The sequence below is a fragment of the Micromonospora sp. CNZ309 genome (assembly GCF_002846525.1).
Genome location: NZ_PJNG01000001.1, coordinates 256,684 through 273,846, shown reverse-complemented (window position 1 = coordinate 273,846; position 17,163 = coordinate 256,684). Strand labels below are relative to the sequence as shown.

At 75.6% G+C, this 17,163-nt stretch carries 16 protein-coding genes and 1 pseudogene; 7 read left to right on the top strand and 10 right to left on the bottom strand.

Features of this window, described 5'->3' with window-relative positions; genetic code table 11:
• Window positions 1–127: 127 nt before the first annotated feature.
• The 5 genes from CLT72_RS32495 (at window position 128) to CLT72_RS01220 (ending at window position 4,490) form a co-directional block, all read left to right on the top strand.
• Window positions 128–250, top strand: coding sequence for a hypothetical protein (locus CLT72_RS32495; RefSeq protein ID WP_255474757.1), 123 nt, complete (start codon window positions 128–130; stop codon window positions 248–250).
• Window positions 251–342: 92 nt separating this feature from the next.
• Window positions 343–1,293, top strand: a complete 951-nt coding sequence (locus CLT72_RS01235; RefSeq protein ID WP_101409153.1) for a TIGR03557 family F420-dependent LLM class oxidoreductase — start codon at window positions 343–345, stop codon at window positions 1,291–1,293.
• A 445-nt stretch (window positions 1,294–1,738) separates the two neighbouring features.
• A complete protein-coding gene (locus CLT72_RS32095; protein WP_199184444.1) occupies window positions 1,739–2,170 on the top strand; it encodes a hypothetical protein in 432 nt (143 codons plus the stop codon).
• A gap of 117 nt (window positions 2,171–2,287) precedes the next feature.
• Window positions 2,288–3,919, top strand: coding sequence for a RecQ family ATP-dependent DNA helicase (locus CLT72_RS01225; RefSeq protein WP_101414864.1), 1,632 nt, complete (start codon window positions 2,288–2,290; stop codon window positions 3,917–3,919).
• Between the two features lie 67 nt (window positions 3,920–3,986).
• The gene (locus CLT72_RS01220) at window positions 3,987–4,490 is read left to right on the top strand and encodes a hypothetical protein (RefSeq protein WP_101409152.1); all 504 of its coding nucleotides are present in this window, start codon (window positions 3,987–3,989) and stop codon (window positions 4,488–4,490) included.
• 66 nt (window positions 4,491–4,556) lie between these two features.
• Here CLT72_RS01220 and CLT72_RS01215 read toward each other — a convergent pair whose 3' ends face one another.
• Window positions 4,557–5,330, bottom strand: a complete 774-nt coding sequence (locus CLT72_RS01215; RefSeq protein ID WP_250100642.1) for an ABC transporter permease — start codon at window positions 5,328–5,330, stop codon at window positions 4,557–4,559.
• Window positions 5,323–6,282, bottom strand: coding sequence for an ATP-binding cassette domain-containing protein (locus CLT72_RS01210; RefSeq protein ID WP_101409151.1), 960 nt, complete (start codon window positions 6,280–6,282; stop codon window positions 5,323–5,325). Before CLT72_RS01210 ends, CLT72_RS01215 begins: the two co-directional genes overlap by 8 nt.
• A gap of 98 nt (window positions 6,283–6,380) precedes the next feature.
• Here CLT72_RS01210 and CLT72_RS01205 point away from each other — a divergent pair, with 98 nt between their 5' ends.
• Window positions 6,381–7,136: a TetR/AcrR family transcriptional regulator gene (locus CLT72_RS01205; RefSeq protein ID WP_199184443.1), complete on the top strand. Its 756-nt coding sequence runs from the start codon at window positions 6,381–6,383 to the stop codon at window positions 7,134–7,136.
• A gap of 108 nt (window positions 7,137–7,244) precedes the next feature.
• On the top strand, window positions 7,245–8,282 hold the full coding sequence (locus CLT72_RS01200) for an AraC-like ligand-binding domain-containing protein (RefSeq protein WP_101409149.1): 1,038 nt from the start codon (window positions 7,245–7,247) through the stop codon (window positions 8,280–8,282).
• Window positions 8,283–8,425: 143 nt separating this feature from the next.
• Here CLT72_RS01200 and CLT72_RS01195 read toward each other — a convergent pair whose 3' ends face one another.
• The 8 genes and pseudogenes from CLT72_RS01195 to CLT72_RS01160 form a co-directional block, all read right to left on the bottom strand.
• Entirely contained in the window at window positions 8,426–9,409 is a 984-nt protein-coding gene (locus CLT72_RS01195; protein WP_101409148.1) for a DNA topoisomerase IB, read from the bottom strand.
• Window positions 9,393–10,346 carry a glycosyltransferase family 9 protein gene (locus CLT72_RS01190; protein ID WP_101409147.1) on the bottom strand — a complete coding sequence of 318 codons (954 nt, stop codon included), beginning with the start codon at window positions 10,344–10,346 and terminating at the stop codon, window positions 9,393–9,395. The genes CLT72_RS01195 and CLT72_RS01190 overlap by 17 nt, the downstream gene beginning before the upstream one ends.
• Window positions 10,343–11,044, bottom strand: a complete 702-nt coding sequence (locus tag CLT72_RS01185) for an SDR family oxidoreductase (protein ID WP_101409146.1) — start codon at window positions 11,042–11,044, stop codon at window positions 10,343–10,345. Before CLT72_RS01185 ends, CLT72_RS01190 begins: the two co-directional genes overlap by 4 nt.
• Before the next feature lie 80 nt (window positions 11,045–11,124).
• Window positions 11,125–12,606 (bottom strand): annotated as a pseudogene (locus tag CLT72_RS01180) (PfkB family carbohydrate kinase); the annotation flags it as partial.
• Window positions 12,603–13,274 (bottom strand): SIS domain-containing protein, encoded by a 672-nt coding sequence (locus CLT72_RS01175; RefSeq protein ID WP_486484163.1) that lies wholly within the window; start codon window positions 13,272–13,274, stop codon window positions 12,603–12,605. The gene CLT72_RS01175 and the pseudogene CLT72_RS01180, both read right to left, overlap by 4 nt.
• Window positions 13,274–14,491, bottom strand: coding sequence for a glycosyltransferase (locus CLT72_RS01170; RefSeq protein WP_101409144.1), 1,218 nt, complete (start codon window positions 14,489–14,491; stop codon window positions 13,274–13,276). The genes CLT72_RS01175 and CLT72_RS01170 overlap by 1 nt, the downstream gene beginning before the upstream one ends.
• Entirely contained in the window at window positions 14,476–15,453 is a 978-nt protein-coding gene (locus CLT72_RS01165) for a glycosyltransferase (RefSeq protein WP_101409143.1), read from the bottom strand. Before CLT72_RS01165 ends, CLT72_RS01170 begins: the two co-directional genes overlap by 16 nt.
• Window positions 15,450–17,081, bottom strand: a complete 1,632-nt coding sequence (locus CLT72_RS01160; RefSeq protein WP_250100636.1) for an HAD-IIIA family hydrolase — start codon at window positions 17,079–17,081, stop codon at window positions 15,450–15,452. Before CLT72_RS01160 ends, CLT72_RS01165 begins: the two co-directional genes overlap by 4 nt.
• Window positions 17,082–17,163 lie beyond the last annotated feature (82 nt).

The following is a 17,163-nucleotide window of genomic DNA, read 5'->3' as shown; positions in this document are numbered from 1 at the left end:
TACCCCCGTCTTCTCCGCGCCCGGCGGCCCGCCACCCGCGGCGGTGCTGACATGGTCACACCGCGCGAAGAAATAGTCAATAAACCTTACAGTTGCCGTCCGGCGCGGAGCTGGGGACAGTTCGGGGATGGATCCCCTGCTGCTGGCCGACGCGACGAGCCCGGCCGACATCCCCGGCGTACGCCTGCTCGGCCTGGTCGTCGGCGGCCTGCTGCTGCTCGCCGCGATCCGCGCGATGTTCCGGCGCTGAGGCGCCACCCGGCGCCGGCGCCCGCGGTTCGACGGCGGCCGTCGGGGTACCGCCTGCCTCGTTGGACCGGTAGGAAACCGCGAGGGGGAACGATGAGGATCGGCTACTTTCTGTCCACCGAGGAGTACACGCCCGCCGAGCTGCTCGAACAGGCGCGCGGAGCGGAGCGGGCCGGCTTCGAGGCGCTCTGGATCTCCGACCACTACCACCCGTGGACGGACGCGCAGGGCCAGAGCCCCTTCGTCTGGTCGGTCATCGGCGCGCTCAGCCAGGTCTGCCAGCTCCCGGTCACCACCGCCGTCACCTGCCCGACCGTGCGCATCCACCCGGCCGTCGTGGCGCAGGCGGCGGCCACCAGCGTCGTCATGCACTCCGGCCGGTTCGTGCTCGGGGTGGGCAGCGGCGAGGCGCTCAACGAGCACATCCTCGGCGACGCCTGGCCGCAGACCGACGTGCGGCTGGAGATGCTGGAGGAGGCCGTCGAGGTGATGCGCGAGCTGTGGCGGGGCGGCTTCGTCAACCACCACGGCAAGCACTACACCGTCGAGCACGCCCGGATCTACACGCTGCCCGAGACTCCCCCGTCGGTGTACGTCTCGGGCTTCGGCCCCAAGGCCGTCGACCTGGCCGCACGCATCGGCGACGGCTTCGTCAACACCTCGCCCGACGCCGGACTCGTCCGGCGGTTCCGGGAGAACGGCGGCGGCGACAAACCGTGCCAGGCCGGCTTCAAGGCGGCGTACGCGCCGACCGAGGAGGAGGGCGTGCGGATCGCGTACGAGCGCTGGCCCAACGCCGGGGTGCCGGGCGAGCTGTCCCAGGTGCTGCCCTCGCCGCGGCACTTCGAGCAGGCCGCCGAGCTGGTTCGGCCGGAGATGATGAAGGACGCGTTCGTCTGCGGGCGGGACACCGACGCGCACCTGGCGAAGATCGACCAGTACGCCAAGGCCGGCTTCGACGAGGTCTACGTGGCCAACACCGGCCCGGACTGGCAGGGCCTGCTCGACCTCTACCAGCGCGAGGTCTTCCCCCGCGTACGCTGACCGCGCCGGCCCCTCCGGCGGGGCTGCCCGGGCTCGGCGCGAGCCCGACGCCCGGCACGGCCGCGCGCACCCGGCGATGGCAGGAAGTGGCGTGCGCCGTCGGCTAGCCGACCCTGCCGGTGCCCGGGCTGGTTTCCAGCGCGGCGACCCCCGCGTCACGGACGTGAGCGGTCAGCGTCTGCGACCTCGCGAGAACGATCGGCCCCACCACCAGGAGCACGAGCCACAGTGGCACCAGGCGGGGGGGGTGATCGCCCGCCAGATGGGCCACACCGGCTCGACGAGCATGTCCGCGGCCAGGTCCCTCCAGGTCAGGGCGACGCCCGGGAGCAGTGCGACCATCACCAGCGTGCCGATGAGTCGGGGCACGGGCGCAGGTCGCCGCGCCACCAGCCAGAACAGGGCCGCACCGGTGGCGGCGCCGAAAAGGACGCCAGCGAGGGTGGTGGCGAGGAATCCGTCCGGAGCAGCTGGCGCGACGCTCAGCACCGACCCGTTCGCCTGGCGCGAGCCCGCCACCGGCGACGACGAGCAGCGCGTCGAGGATCTGCCCGACCCCGGCGCCCTCCCCCGCCCTGACGACCGACAAGGAGGAGCCGTGGCCAGTGAGCCGGAGCCGGGCATCGCGCCCGAGGACCAGTCGCCCCGCCATGCCGGCGATCCCGTCATGTTGACGGTCGACGGGCACGACTTCCGGGTTCGGGTACGCACCGGGGAGCCCGGCACGTACGACTTCGACTGGCTCAGCGGGCCGCACGAGTACGGCTTCGGCCTCTCCGGCGCTGCCGGTGCCCCGATGAGCCGGGCCGCGATGGAGGAGGCCATCCGCGGTTTTCTCGCCGAGATCGATCCCGCTACCGGCTACCTGGCGGAGTGACGGCAACCGACGGCAGCACGAGTGGGTCCCTCCCACCGGCTCTCCGCGCGTCGGGTCGCCGACGTCACCCGGGCCGCCGGTTTCGCCGCTGAACACGTCGGGTACCTCCGGCCCTCGATGAAACTGTCCACGCACTCGACGACACTGCGCCGCGCGGCGAAGAGCCTCTTCGGCTGGACCGCACTGCGGCCCCACCAGCTGGCCGCCATGCGGGCGGTGATGAAGCGCCGTGACGCCCTGGTGGTGCTGCCCACCGGTGCCGGCAAGTCGGCGATCTACCAGATCCCGGCCAGCCTGATCCCCGGCCCGACCGTGGTGATCTCCCCGCTGCTCGCCCTCCAGCAGGACCAGATCGCGGCGCTCAACGAGCGGCAGCGGCCGGAACTGCGCGCCGTGCGGATCAGCTCGAACGAGTCGGCCGCCCAGCAGGCGGAGGCGATCGCCGAGATCCGCGACGGGCGGGCCGAGTTCCTCTTCATCACCCCGGAGCAGCTCGCCAACCCCGACCGGATGGCCGAGGTCAGGTCGCTGAAGCCGGCGCTGGTGGCGATCGACGAGGCGCACTGCATCTCGGCCTGGGGGCACGACTTCCGCCCCGACTACCTGGCGCTGGGCCACCTCATCGACGGCATCGGCCGGCCGCCGGTGGTGGCGCTGACGGCCACGGCCTCCCCGCCCGTACGCGACGACATCATCGCCCGGCTGCGGCTGACCGAGCCCGAGGTGGTCGTCTCCGGGCTGGACCGGCCGAACCTGTTCCTCGAGGTGGCGCACTGCCCGACGGAGGACTACCGGTGGCGGCGGCTGACCGCCCTGCTGCGCGACGACACCCGCCCCGGCATCATCTACGTGCCCACCCGGCGCTCCGCCGAGGAGCTGGCGGCCCGGCTCACCGACGCCGGCTTCCCGGCCCAGTACTACCACGGCGGGATGGCGGCCGGGGCCCGCGCCGAGCTGCACGAGGCGTTCCTCGCCGACCAGGTACCGATCATGGTGGCCACCTCGGCGTTCGGCATGGGCATCGACAAGCCGAACATCGCCTGGGTGGCGCACATGGCGCTGCCGGACTCGCCCGACAGCTACTTCCAGGAGATCGGGCGGGCCGGCCGCGACGGCGCCCCGGCCCGGGTGCTGCTGCTGTGGCAGGCCGAGGACGTCGGGTTGCAACGCTTCTTCAGCGGCGGCCTGCCGGACCCCGACGAGCTGCGCGACCTGTCCGCGCTGCTGCGCAAGAAGGCGCGCAACAAGAAGGAACTGCGCGAGGTCACCGGCCTGGGCCCGCGCAAGCTCGGCCAGTACCTGGCCCTGCTGGAGCAGGTGGGCGCGGCCGAGCCGAGGGCGAAGCAGCGCATCGGCGCCCCCCGCTACTCCCCCGCGCCCGTGGACGCCGCCGCCGCGGCCCTGGCGGAGGCCGAGCGGCAGCAGACCGTGACCCGCTCGCGTACGGACATGATGCGGGCCTTCGCCGAGACCACCGCCTGTCGGGGGCAGACGCTGCTGGCGTACTTCGGCGAGCAGATGACCGAGGTCTGTGGGCACTGCGACAACTGCCACGCCGGCACCAGCACCCCCGACGACGGCTCGGTGGGGCCCTTCCCCGTGCACAGCCAGGTCCGGCACCCGGAGTGGGGGCACGGCCTGGTGCTGAGCTACGAGGAGGACCGGATGACGGTTCTCTTCGACGAGGTGGGGTACAAGACGCTGTCCGTCAGCGTGGTGTCCGAACAGGGCCTGCTGACCCTCGACTAGCCTGAGCCGGGCTCCCCCTGTCGGGGCCGCGGACGACGAGCGACATCAGTACGGAAGGGGCGTTGCCGTGATCGAGCAGCCGGCGTACACCGGGTTCGGTTTCTCCGACGAGGAGTGGGGGCTGCTGGTCGGCCTGCCGCAGTCGGTGCTGACCGCGGCGAGCGCCGCCGAGTCCGACGGCACCCGCCGCACCATGGCCGAGAACGCGGCCGGGCTGGAGACCATCGCCGCCGGCCGGGAGTCGGCCAGCCCGCTGGTCGCGGCCGTGGCCGGCGAGATCGTCTCGCGGGTCGGCGACCCGGAGGCGGGCGAGGAACTGCCGGTCATCGCGCCGTCCGACCCGCGCGCCTACCTGGAGGACGTGCTGGGCCGGGCCAGGGAGGCGGCGGTGCTGCTGGCCGCCCGGACCGACGAGGGCGAGGCCGGCGCGTACAAGCACTGGCTCGTGGACATCGCCGAGCAGGTGGTGGGCGCGGCGTCCAGCGGCGGCATCCTGGGCCTCGGCGGGGACGTGGTGAGCGACTCGGAGCGGCGTTTCCGCGACCGGCTCTCCCAGGTGCTCAACGACTGACGCGTAGACGACGGCGGCACCGGACGAGGTCCGGTGCCGCCGTCGCGTACCCGGGGTGGCACGCGGTCAGGCCACGCGGCGGCGGAACAGCACGGCGGTCAGCGGCACCGAGACGGCCAGGACGCCGAGGCACCAGGCCACCGCCAGGGTCGGGGCCGTGCCCGTCGGGGTGCCCAGCAGCAGGGCGCGCAGCGTCTCGATGACGGGTGTGACGGGCTGGTGGTCGGCGAAGCCGCGGATCCAGCTCGGCATCGTCTCCACCGGCACGAAGGCGCTGCTCGGGTAGGGCAGGAACATCGCCAGGAAGGTGAAGCCGCTGGCGGCCTCCGGGGTGCGGACCAGCAGGCCGAACGCGGCCGACAGCCAGGACATGGCGAGCAGGAAGAGCAGCAGCACCCCGAACGCGGCCAGCCAGCGCAGCGGGTCCACGGCAGGGCGGAAGCCGATGGCGACGGCGAGGGCCAGCACCAGCACGGTGGAGACGGCGTTGCGGGCGATGCTGGCGACGACGTGCCCGCCGAGGATCGCGGTGGCGCTGACGTCCATCGTGCGGAACCGCTCGATGACCCCGTTGGTCAGGTCGGTGGTCACGCTGACGGCGGTGCTCGCCGCGCCGAAGCTCGCGCAGAGCAGCAGGACGCCGGGCACCACGTAGGTGACGTAGCGGGTGCCGGTGTCGATCGCGCCGCCGAACAGGTAGACGAAGAGCAGCATCAGCAGCACCGGCAGCAGCAGCGACGTGAGCAGCGCGTCGACGTTGCGGCGGGACAGCCGCAGGCAGCGCGCCACCATGACGACGGCTTCGCCGGCGCGGGTCGGACGCAGGGTCAGCTCAGACACGGGCCACCTCCGGGTGGGCGGTCACCGGGTCGCCGGTGAGGGTGAGGAAGACGTCGTCCAGGGTCGCCTCGCGGACGACGAAGCGGGCGAGGCCCCGCCGGTCGGGGTCGGCATGGTCGAGCAGGTGGCGGATCTCCGCCGCGTCGCCGCCGGTGGCCACCGCCAGCTCCAGGCGGGCCGGGTCGCGGTGCGTGACCCGGTCGCCGAGCCGCTGCCCGGCGGCGGCGAAGCTCTGCGCGTCGCGCAGCGTCAGCTCCAGCCGGTGGGCGCCGAAGCGGCGCTTGAGGTCGGCCGCGCTCCCCTCGGCGGCGAGCCGGCCGTCGTGCAGCACGGCGATCCGGTCGGCGAGCCGGTCGGCCTCCTCCAGGTACTGCGTGGTGAGCAGCACCGTGACCCCGGCCCCGGCCAGCTCGGCGACGACCTCCCACAGGCCCTGCCGGCTGCGCGGGTCGAGGCCGGTCGTCGGCTCGTCGAGGAAGATCACGGACGGCGTGCCGACCAGACTGGCCGCGAGGTCGAGACGGCGGCGCATCCCGCCGGAGTAGGTCGCCACCCGCCGGCCGCCGGCGACGACCAGGTCGAAGCGCTCCAGCAGGTCGCTGGCCCGCCGCCGGGCGGCGGCCGGGGCCAGCCCGGCCAGCCGGGCCATCATGCGCAGGTTCTCCGCGCCCGTCTGCTGGTCGTCGAGCGCCGCGTGCTGCCCGGCGAGGCTGATCGCCCGCCGCACCCGGCGCCGGTCGCGGACCACGTCGTGGCCGTCCACCCGGGCCGCGCCCCCGTCGGGCGCGGTCAGCGTGGCCAGGATCCGTACGGTCGTGGTCTTGCCCGCCCCGTTGGGGCCGAGCAGGGCGTGCACGCTGCCCCGGGCCACCTGCATGGTCAGCCCGTCGAGCACCGCCACCCCGCCGTAGCGCTTGCACAGGTCGACGGTCTGCACCGCTGCTGTCTCCATCACCCCTCACCCTCCGCCTTCTGCGTATGACGTACGCTGTTCTGCGTAGACCATACGCAGAAGTTAGGATGGCGGTCAAACACGCACCGGGAGGTGGGATGAGCGACGCCGACGTCGAGCTGCCGGAGAGCATCGAGCTCGCCTGGGGCCTGCGGGAACGCCCCGGCAAGGGCCCCCGGCGCAGCCTCACCATGGAGCAGGTGGTGGCCGCCGGCATCCGGGTGGCCGAGGCCGACGGGCTGGCGGCGGTGTCGATGAACCGGGTGGCCGGCGAACTGGGCGTGGGGACCATGTCGCTCTACCGCTACGTCTCCGCCAAGACCGACCTGCTGGAACTCATGGCCGACGCCGGCTACGGGGACCCACCCGCGCCACGCGGCCCGGACGAGGGCTGGCGGCCGGCCCTCGCCCGCTGGGCGCACGCCAACGTCGCGGCGATCCACCGCCACCCGTGGATCCGGCAGATCCCCATCGGCGGCCCGCCGATGGGCCCCAACGGGGTCCGCTGGATGGAGCAGGGGCTAGCCGCCCTGCGCGGCACCGGTCTGCGCGGCGTCGAGCGACTCTCGACGATCCTGCTGGTCAGCGGGTACGCCCGGTACTGGGCCACGCTCACCGCCGACCTCACCGAGGCCGCGGCACGGGAGCAACTCAGCCCGGACGAGGTCGGCGCGCGGTACTGGCAGCAGCTCGAACGACTGACCCGCAACGGCCCGTACCCGGCGGTCCGGGAGTTGCTGGCGGACGCCGAGGACGAGCTGGACGAGGAACTCGATGCGGAGTGGCGGTTCGGCCTCGACCGGATCCTCGACGGCGTCGAGGCGCTGATCAGCAGCCGCACGGCCACGCGCTGAGCCGCCGGCGCGCCCGGCCGCGTCGACGGGCGGGCCGGGGAACGCCCTGGGCACCCGGACGACCACGATGGACAATGGCCACTCGAACTGCGCGAGGACGGGGAGCGGATGCTGCTGCGCAACACCGTCGACACGACTGCGGTGCCGCCGGCCGAACGCTTCGAGATGTGGCTCGACCTGGTGGCGCGTACGGCGTCGCCGCTGCGCATCCGCACCGAGCACGCGCACGACTTCGCCGCCCGGGCCGAGATCGTCGAACTCGACCCCATCCGGGTGGTCAACTACCGGTATCCGTCCCTGGATGCCGTCGGGAGCTCCCGGCTGGTGCGCGAGTCGGCCCCGGAGATCTACACGCTGGCGCTCACCGTCGACGGCGACGGCGCGGCCAGCCAGGCCGGTAAGAGCAGCGTGCTCGGGCCGCGCGAGTTCATCTTCTACGACGGGTCACGGCCGCACGGGGTGCGGCACGTCGGCGACGACGGCGGCCGCCAGCCGGCCCGCTCGGTCGTGGCGATCATCCCGCACGCCGCGCTGCCGCTGTCGCCGGACCGGCTGGCGCCGCTGCTCGGCGGCCGGATGTCGGGCACCGAGGGGATCGGCGCGCTGCTGGCCCAGTTCCTCCTCCAGATCGCCCGCCACCCCGAGCAGTACCACGCCGCCGACGCCCCCCGCCTCGGCACCGTCGGGCTCGACCTGGTGTCCACCATGCTGGGTCGGCACCTGGTGGCCGAGGACGCGGTGCCGACGGAGGCCCGCCGGCGCGCCGTCGTCACCCAGATGCGGGCGTACATCCAGCGGCACCTCGGCGACGCGACGCTGAGCCCACAGGTGGTGGCGGACGCGCACCACGTCTCGCTGCGTACCCTGCACCGGCTCTTCGAGGCCGAGGAGTCGACTGTCGCGTCGTACATCCGGGAGCTACGGCTGGCGCGGTGCCGGCACGACCTCGCCGACCCGGGCCTGCGCGGCCAGCCGGTCCAGGCGATCGGGGCCCGCTGGGGCTTTCCCGACAAGGCGCACTTCAGCCGGGCCTTCCGCAAGGCGCACGGCGTCGGGCCGCAGGCGTGGCGGGCCGGCCAGGCGCAGGACGCGGCACGGGAAGTCAACCCGGCGGCGTCCACGGTCAACCCGGTCGCGGCAGACTGACGCCGAGGTGGCCGATCCCCGCCCGCCACGGCACCGGCGGAGCGGGATCGCCAACGGGGGCCGCGGCGAGCCGCCCGCCGCCACGGGGGAGGCGGGCGGCCGCCCGGTGACCACCGGGGACGGTCCCCGCACCGGCGGCCGGCTCAGGCGTCCTGGAGCAACTCGAGCACGATCCGCTCGGCCTTCTCGCGGGGCGTGGCGGGTTCGACCGGGGCGACCACGCCGTCGTGGAAGAGGTCGACCACGCGCGGGTCGACGTAGGACGTGCGCGCCACCGTGGGGGTGTTGCCGAGCAGCTCCGCGACGTCGCGCATCACCGCCGCCACCGCCCGCCTGCCGGCGGTGGCCGAGCGCGGCGGGCCCACCGTCGCCAGCTCGGTCGCCGCCAGCACCGTGGCGTGCCAGGTCCGGAAGTCCTTCGCCGTCATCTCGCCGCCGCTGGCGTCGCGCAGGTACTCGTTGACCTCGTCGCTGCGCACGTCGCGCCAGTCCCCGCCGTCGCGGTAGCCGAACAGCCGGTCGGCCGAGCGCCGCCGGCGGCGCAGGTTGATCAGCACCCGGCACAGCTCCGGGTCCTCGATGCGGCGCACCTGCTCGACGCCGCCCTTCGCGGGAAACTCGAAGACCACGCAGCCGCCCCGGGAACGGGCGTGCTCGGGGCGCAGGGTCGACACCCCGAACGTCGGGTCGTCGCCGGCCGCGTACTGGTCGCTGCCGACGCGGAACATGCCCATGTCGAGCAGCCGGGTCACCGTCGCCAGCACCCGGTCGCGGTACAGGCCCCGGCCGGACAGGTCACGCTCGACCCGCTCGCGCAGCACCGGCAGCCGGCGGGCCACCTCCAGCACGTGGTCGAACTTCGCCTCGTCGCGCTTCTCGCGCCACTTCGGGTGGTAGAGGTACTGCTTGCGCCCCGCCGCGTCGATGCCGGTGGCCTGGATGTGCCCGTTCGGGTACGGACAGATCCACACGTCCCGCCAGGCGGGCGGGATCACCAGCTCACGCAGCCGGCCCAGCTGGCCGGGGTCACGTACCGGCTGCCCGGACGGGTCGAGGAAGAGCCAGCCCCGGCCGCGCCGGCGTCGCCCGTACCCCGGCCTGCCCGGATCACTACGCCGCAACCGCACCGGACACCCGCACCGCCCGTTCCACCTCGTCCACGGCGGCCACCACCTCGTCGACCCCGATGGCCGCCAACGTCGGATGGCTTCCTACCCCGTCCCACCTGGGCCAACCCTGTCCACCCGCCCACAGCGCCCGGTGCCGGGCCCGGCCCGGCGGCGGCCCCCACCGCGCCGGGGAGACCGGTCCGAAGAGCACCACCGACGGGGTGCGGTAGCCGGTCGCCAGGTGCGCCACGCCCGTGTCCCCGCTGACCACCACCCGGGCGTACGCCACCAGCGCCGCGAGCCGGCCCAGATCCGTCCGGCCGGCCAGCACCGCGTCGGCGGGCAGCCCCGCCCCCGCCGCGATCCGCTGCGCCGTCGCCCGCTCGTCGGGGCTGCCGGTGAGCATCACCCGGTGCCCCCGGGCGGCCAGCTCCCGGGCCAGCGCGGCGAACCGCCCGGGCGGCCAGCGCTTGGCGGGGACCTTGGAGCCCGGGTGCAGCACGGTCACGCCGGTCGGGACGTCGCCGGGGGCCGGGCGCAACAGGTCCAGGTCGGCGCGGTCGGCGGGGATGCCGTACCAGTCGAGCAGCCGGCACCAGCGGTCGACCTCGTGTTCGTCGGCGCGCCAGTCGGGGCCGTCGCGGTGACCGGCCTCCGGGCTGGCGTAGGCGAGCAGCCGGCCCGGGTGGGTGCCCACGAGCATCCGGTGCGACTCGGGGCCCCGCCCGTGCAGGTTGACGGCGACGCGCGGGTTCCGCAGGGCCGCACCGGGGCGGCCCAGCCCGTCCGTGGGCACCAGCCGGTCGACGCCGCCGACCAGCTCCACCAGCGGCGCCAGCCAGCCGGGCGCGGCGAGCACGAGCTGCCGGTCGGGGTGGGCGGCGCGCAGGGCGCGCAGGGCCGGGGCGGCGGTGGCGAGGTCGCCGACGCCGAGGGCGCGCAGGACGAGGATCACGGGTACGAGGTCTCCTGGTCGGCGCAGACGACCATCTCGCGTACGGCGCAGCCGGCGGGTTGGGACAGCGCGAACATGACGGCGGCGGCGGTGTCGGCGGGGTCGTTCAGCACGGCGTCGGGACCGGGCTTGTACGCGGCGTCGCGCTCGTCGAAGAAGGCCGTGCGCATGCCGCCGGGGATGAGCAGCGTGACGCCGACCCTGCCGGCCAGTTCGGCGGCGAGGGCCCTGGTGAAGCCGACGACCCCGAACTTGGCCGCGCAGTACGCGGTCGCGTCGGCGACGGCCTTGACCCCCAGCGTGGAGGCGACGGTGACCACGCTGCCCCGGGAGGTCTCCAGGAACGGCAGGGCGGCCCGCACCACGGCCGCCGTGGCGAGCAGGTCCACGGCCACGATCCGGTCCCAGGTCTCGCCCGGCACGTCCGCCAGCTTCCCCGGCACGTCCATTCCCGCCGCGGTGACCACCGCGTCCAGCCCGCCCGACCGCTCGGCGAGTTGCCGGGTGGCGGCCTCGGCGGCGCGGGTGTCGGCCAGGTCGCACTCCACCCACGGCACCCCGTCGGCGGGTGCCTGGCGGTCCAGCACCAGCGGCCGACCGCCGGCACGGGCCACGGCCGCGACCACGGCGGCGCCCAGCCCGCTCGATCCTCCGGTGACCAGCACGGTGCGCCCCGCGCCGGGCGAACCGGCGCTCATCGGGTGCCCTCCGCCGCGCCCGGTCCCCCGAGGGCCGGTCGGCCGGCCCGCACCCGTGTCGGACCGTCGGCCGGCGTCCCGCCGGGGGCGGGGCCGGGCGGCGGCACGCAGGCAGGCGGCACGGTGTCGGTGAGCGGCGTCCCGGCGGTGCCCGTCGACCGGGCGGCGGCGATCAGCCCGGTGGTGGAGCGGCCGTCCAGGTACGGCACCACCACGGCGTTGCCGCCCCACCGGCGCAGCACCTCCGCCTCGGGCAGGGCCGGCTCGCCGCCGTCGCCGGCGTAGTCGCCGCCCTTGACCCAGACGTCCGGACGCAGCCAGGACAGCGCCGCGTGCGGGGTGGACTCGTCGAAGATCATGACCGCGTCGACGCAGCTCAGCGCCGCGAGCAGCCGGGCCCGGTCGCCCTGCGGGATCACCGGCCGGTCCGGGCCCTTCAGCCCCGCCACGCTCGCGTCGGAGTTCAGGCAGACCACCAGGCAGTCGCCGAGCTGCCGGGCCGCCTGCAACGTCGCCACGTGCCCGGCGTGCAGCAGGTCGAAGCAGCCGCCGGTGGCCACCACCGTGCCGCCGGACGCGCGTACCGCCGACACCACGCCGGCCGCCGCGGCCACGCCGACACGCTCGCCGCCGGGGCTGGAGACCGCCGGCGGCAGCGGGCGCACCGACTGTGGCAGCGCCGTCGCCACTCCCCCGCCGGCAACGTACGCCGACGCCTCGGCCACCGCCTCCTGCACCGCCTCGGAGACCAGCGCCCCCCGCGCCAGGGCGAGGCTGGCGGTGGCCGCGAACCGGTCACCGGCGCCGCACGTGTCCCCCTCGGCGGTGGCCGGGGCGGGCACCACCATCGGCGTCGCGCCGGCGTGGCAGAGCAGCGCGCCGTCCCCACCGAGGGTCACCGCGACCGCGCCGGCACGCCAACGCTGGCGCAGTCCCTGCGCGCCCCGCGACGCCGTCGCCAGCCGGGTCGCGCCGGGCGCGACCGTGACCAGCTCCCGCACCTCGGACTCGTTGGGCGTGACGAGGTGCACCCCCGGGACGGCCGCCGGCCCCCGCGGGTGCGGGTCCCAGACCACCGGCGCCCGGGTCGCGGCCAGCGCCGCCCGCAACGCGGGCTGCCGCGCGACACCCCGCCCGTAGTCGCTGACCAGCACGGCGGAGGCCCGCGCGAGCACCCGCAGCACCGCCTCCGACGGCTCGCCCGGCGTGCCGGCCGCCCCGCCCCGGTCATGGCGCAGCAGCACCCGGCCCCGGGCGCGCAGCCGGACCTTCTCCGGCGTGCCGCCGCGCAGCCCCAGGGGATAGACCTGCACGCCGGAGTCGGCCAGCAACGAGCTGAGCCGGGCGCCGCCCGCGTCGTCGGCCAGCGCGGTCACCAGCACCACGTCGACGCCCCGCGCGGCGGCGGCGAAGACCGCGGCCAGCCCGGCGCCGCCGGGCCGGTCGACGTGGGCGGTCTCGTCCAGCACCGGCACCGGCGAGTCCGGGCAGAGCCGGTTCACCACCCCCTCGACGTCCCGGTCCAGCAGGGTGTCACCGACCACCACGACGGGTCCCCTCACGCTTCCCCCCTCATCACGGTCTGGGCCTGCCGACCTGCACCGCCGTCGAGCACCACCTCGACCCCGGTCCGTACGGGCGCCCCGGGCGCGGCCGACGCCACCGGCAGCGCCCGCTCCACGTACTCGCAGAGGAGGTGGCTGGTCACGAGATGGAGTTCCTGCACGACCTGGCTGTCGGCGGAGCCGACGGCGAGCACGTCGTGGCACAGCTCCGCCAGCGGGTTGGGGGCGGGGCCGGTCAGGGCCCAGCAGGTCAGCCCGATGTCGCGCCCGGCGCGGGCCGCGGCGAGCAGGTTGGCGCTGCTGCCGCTGGTCGACAGCAGCAGCAGGATGTCGCCGTCGCGGCCGTGGGCGCGTACCTGACGGGCGAAGACCTCGTCGTAGCCGTAGTCGTTGCCGATGGCGGTCATCGCGGAGGTCTCGGCGTGCAGGGCGATGGCGGACAGGGGCTGGCGGTCCTCACGCAGCTTCCCGACCAGCTCGGCGGTGAGGTGCTGGGCCTCGGCGGCGCTGCCCCCGTTGCCGGCCACCAGCAGCCGGCCGCCGTCGACCAGCCGGCGGGCGAGCACCGCCCCCCACTTCGACAGCAGCGGCTCGTGCCGCCGGAAGGGCACCAGCGCCGCCGCCAGGTTCGTCAGGTGCGCGTCCAGCGGGGTGCCCGCCGTCATCAGGCCACCACCCGGGTCGGCCGGCGCAGGGCCGCCACGTCGCCGTAGACCTCCACCAGCCGCTCCGCGGTGGCCGCCCAGGAGTACCGCCGCCGGGCCCGTTCCCGCGCCGCCGCCGCGTACGCGAAGCGGCGGATCCGGTCGTCGAGCAGCCCCTGGATCGCGGTGCCCAGCGCACGCGGGTCGCGGGCCGGCACCAGGTCGCCGGTGACGCCCTCGACCACGGTGTCCTTGATCCCGCCGACGGCGGTGCCCACCACGGGCACGCCGCACGCCATCGCCTCCAGCGGGGTGAGCCCGAACGGCTCGTACCAGGGGGCGGCCACCAGGACGTCCGCCGAGCGGTACCAGCGGCCCATCTCCTCGCGGGGCACCGCGCCGACCAGCCGCACCCGGTCGGCCACCCCGCAGCTGACCGCGAGGGCGCGCAGCCGGCGGGCGTACGGGTCGGTCTCCAGCAGGCCGGCGGGCGGGCCGCCCACCACCACGCACTCGGCCTCCGGCACGTACGCCATGGCCCGCACGACGGTCTGGAAGCCCTTGCGTTCGACCAGGCGGCCGACGGTCAGGATGCGCGGCCGGCCGTCCTCCCGCTCGGCGGTCGGCCCGAGCGGGGCGAACGTGCCCAGGTTCACCCCGGACGGCACGACCGTCATCCGGGACCGGGGCACGCCCATCCGGACCAGCTCACCGACCTCGTCGCGGCACTGGGCGATGATCCGGTCGACGGCCCGGCCCAGCTCCCGCTCGTAGCCGATCCGCCGGGCCGGGCTGGTGTCCTGCACGCCCTGGTGCCGCCGCTTGACCGCCCCGAGGGCGTGGTACGTCTGCACGACCGGCACCCCGGTCTGCCGGCCGGCGGCCAGGGCGGCGAGGCCGCTCATCCAGAAGTGCGCGTGGACCACCTCGGGCATCCAGTCCCCGCCCCGCCACCGCTCGACCAGCCAACGGCTGAACTCCTTCATGTGCGGCAGCAGGGCGTCCTTGGCGACCGGCTCCGCCGGACCCGCCGGTACGTGCACCACGTCGTAGCCGTCGGCGCTGCGTACGGTCACCGGCAGGTCCACGGCGTCGCGGCGGGTGTAGACCCGCACGTCGTGTCCGGCGGCCGCGAGGGCGGCGGAGAGCTCGGCGACATGCGTGTTCTGACCGCCGGCGTCCTCGCCGCCCAGGATGGCGAGCGGGCTGGCGTGCTCCGAGATCATCGCGATGCGCATACTTCCTCCTCCAGCAGCCGGTCCCAGTCGGCGAGGAAACGGTCGAGGCCGTAGCGGTCCCGCGCGGCGAGGCGGGCCCGCTCCCCCGCCCGGCGCGCCTGTGCCGGCTCGTCGATGAACCGGCGGGCGGCGTCGAGCAGGGTGTCGAGCCGGGTGGACAGCGCGCCCGCCCCTGGTGGCACCGCCATCGCCGCCTCCGTGGCGGCCAGGGCCACCACCGGCATCCCCATCGACATCGCCTCGATGAGGCTCAGCCCCAGCGAGGTCCACCGGCACAGGTGCAGGTACGCCCGCCGCCGCCCCAGCTCGGCGTGCATCCGGTGCTGGGGCACGTCGTCGTGGCTGACGATCCGGTCGGCGGGCAGGCCGAGGTGCCCGGCCAGCCCGGCGACCTTCATGCCGAAGACGTCCAGCGGGGCGATCTCGGCGAAGCGGGGCAGCAGGTCGGTGCCCGTGACCCGCCAACGGCGTACCGGCTCGTTGATCACCACCGCGAGCCGGTCCAGTTCGCCCGTGTACTCCACGGCCGGGGTGACGATGCCGTGGTCGACCACCGTGGTGCGGGTGGCGCCGGTGTCCCAGAACAGCTCGTTGAACCCGGTGACGTGGGCGACGAGCAGGTCGTCGCGGTCGGCCATGGGGTGCCGGCTGTCGGGCACGTCGCCGTCCTTGGGCGTGTTGTGCTCGACGTAGACGGCGGGGACGTCGCGGCCGGGCCGGCGCCCGAGCCACCGCTCGGCGAGGTCGAGCTCCTCGGGGCGTTGCAGGACGACCAGGTCGACGTCGGCGGTGCGCAGCTGCTCGGGGGTCACCTCGACGACCGTGTCGGGCCACGGGTAGGTGCGGGCCCGGCCGAGCCCGTACGGGCCGCGGTCCGGGGTGACGGGCACCAGGTACCGGTGCTTGCCGTGCACGAACGACGTGGTCCAGGAGCCGTGCACGTGCCAGAGCAGCAGGTTCATCGGCCGCTCCCGCCGGTGCTGGTCCCCGCCGGCACGCCGGCCGCCCGGTCGGCGGCCCTCGGCGCGGGTCGGGCCGGTGGGTCCACCCCGAGCAGCCGCAGCGCGTCGAGGACCTGGTCGGGTTCGAGGCCGCTGAGGCAGGGGTGTCCGGGCACCGGGCAGCGCGCCGCGCGGGTGCCGCGGCAGGCCGCCTCCGCGTCGCCGAGCCGCACCGTTGGCACCCGCCACGGCCCCCACTGCCCGAACGGGACCGTGGGGGCGAAGAGACTGACCACCGGCACGCCGTGGGCGGCGGCGAGGTGGGCGGGGCCGGTGTTGCCGACCACGACCGCGCCGGCGCCGGCGACCGTCGCGGCCAGCGCGGCGATCGTGGTACGCCCGCCCAGGTCGACGGCGACGTCGCCGGCCACCCATGCGGTCAGCTCCCGCTCGTCGGGGCCGCCGGTGACCACCACCCGGTGGCCGGCGGACGCCAGGGCGCGGGCGATCCGCGCGGCCAGCTCCGGCGGGCAGCCCCGGGCCTGCGCCGCCGAGCCGGGGTGCAGCACCACGTATCCCGGCGCGCCGACCTCCGGCGGCGGCGCCGGCACCGGACGCAGGCGGGGCGCGGGTCCGTCGAGCTCGACTGGGGCGAAGCCGGCGGCGGCGGCGAGCGACAACGCCCGCTCCGCTTCCGGTACGCCGGGCGGCACCCGGTGCCGCACGTCGAGCAGGCTGCCCGGGTAGTCGTCGCTGATGGCGCTGACCCGGCGGATCCCGGCCAGGCGCAGCAGCAGGGCCAGGGGCAGGGGCGACTGGTGGAAGCTGGTGAAGACGACCGCCTCGTCGGCGCCCACGGCGGCGAGCCGGTCGACGAGCCGGCGCATGTCGGCGGGGTCGACCGGGGCGGGCGTGGGGTCGATCCAGGGCAGCCGGTGTTCGACGATCTCGTCGACGCCGGGCAGCAGTTCCGCGGCGGCCCGCCCCCGTGGCCCGCACAGCAGCACCACGCGCCGGGCGCCGGCCGCCACCGCGCGGATGCCCGGGCCGGTGACCAGGACGTCCCCCGCCGAGTCGGCGCGTACCACCAGCACCGTCCCCACCCGCCGCGCGTCGACGTGCCCGTAGGTGGCCGGGTCGACCGCCGCCTGGCGGCGGAGGATCTCCGCCACGGCCGCCGGCAGGTCGGGCGCGACCTGCGGCGCGGCGGCCACCTCCTGAGGGCGGGTCACCGGCGTGGGCACCAGGATCCCCGAGGCCCCCGCGGCCGAGGCGGCCGTCATGTCCCGCCCGATGTCCCCCACCAGCGCGCACCGCGCCGGCACGGTGCCCAGCTGCCGCGCCGCCGCGTACACCAGGCCCGGGGCCGGCTTGCGGCATCCGCATCCGTCGCCGTCGTCGTGGGGACACACCGCCCAGGCGTCGAACGGCCCCAGCAACTGCTCCACCCGGGCGTGCACCGCCCGCATCTGTCCCTCGGTGAACAGCCCCCGGGCCAGGCCGGACTGGTTCGTCACCACCGCCAGCCGCAGGCCCGCCGCGCGCAACCGGTCCAGGGCGTCCCGTGCCCCGGGCATCGGCCGCACCTTGTCGGGATCGCCGTTGTACGGCACGTCCTCGATGAGCGTGCCGTCGCGGTCCAACAGCACCGCGTCGAACAGGACGGGCCTGGACGCGACCCGGTCAGCGCCGGCAAAAACCCGGGCTGACCTGCGCTGATCCGGCTCGACC